Genomic DNA, 677 nt, shown 5'->3' with positions numbered 1-677 from the left:
GCCGGCGCGGCGTTCCGCGCCGCCGTAGCGCAAGAGCAGCCCTTGCAAGTCGTCGGCACGATCACCGCTTATGCGGCCAAGATGGCGCAGGCCACCGGCTTCAAAGCCGTCTACCTCTCCGGCGGCGGCGTAGCCGCCAATTCGCTCGGCATTCCCGATCTGGGCATCAGCACGATGGAAGACGTGCTGATCGACGCGCGCCGCATCACCGACGCCTGCTCGCTGCCGCTACTCGTCGATATCGATACGGGCTGGGGCGGCGCATTCAACATCGCCCGCACCGTCCGCGCGTTCATCAAGGCGGGCGTGGCGGCCGTGCATATCGAGGACCAAGTCGGGCAAAAGCGCTGCGGCCACCGTCCGGGCAAAGAGTGTGTGCCTAAGGAAGAGATGGTCGATCGCGTCAAAGCTGCCGTCGATGCCCGCACCGACGAATCGTTCGTCATCATGGCGCGCACCGATGCCGCGGCCGCCGAAGGCCTGGATGCGGCGATCGAGCGCGCCGTGGCCTATGTCGAGGCCGGCGCGGATATGATCTTCCCTGAAGCGATGAAGACGCTGGACGATTACCGCAAGTTCAAGGCGGCCGTGAAGGTGCCCATCCTGGCTAATCTGACCGAATTCGGTGCGACGCCGTTGTTTACGACTGATGAATTGAAGAGCGCGAACGTCGATAT

The 677-nt window shown here is 64.1% G+C and carries 1 protein-coding gene; it reads left to right on the top strand.

The window, feature by feature from the left end; genetic code table 11:
- Positions 1-677, top strand: a 677-nt coding sequence (prpB, locus tag MMB74_RS27330) for a methylisocitrate lyase (RefSeq protein ID WP_277431715.1), incomplete at both ends; no start/stop codon positions are given.

The sequence above is a fragment of the Trinickia sp. Y13 genome (genome assembly GCF_029522115.1).
In the GTDB taxonomy this organism is placed as follows: Bacteria; Pseudomonadota; Gammaproteobacteria; order Burkholderiales; family Burkholderiaceae; genus Trinickia.
The sequence above is the reverse complement of the archived record's forward strand: the minus strand, read 5'-3'. Positions and strand labels throughout refer to the sequence as shown.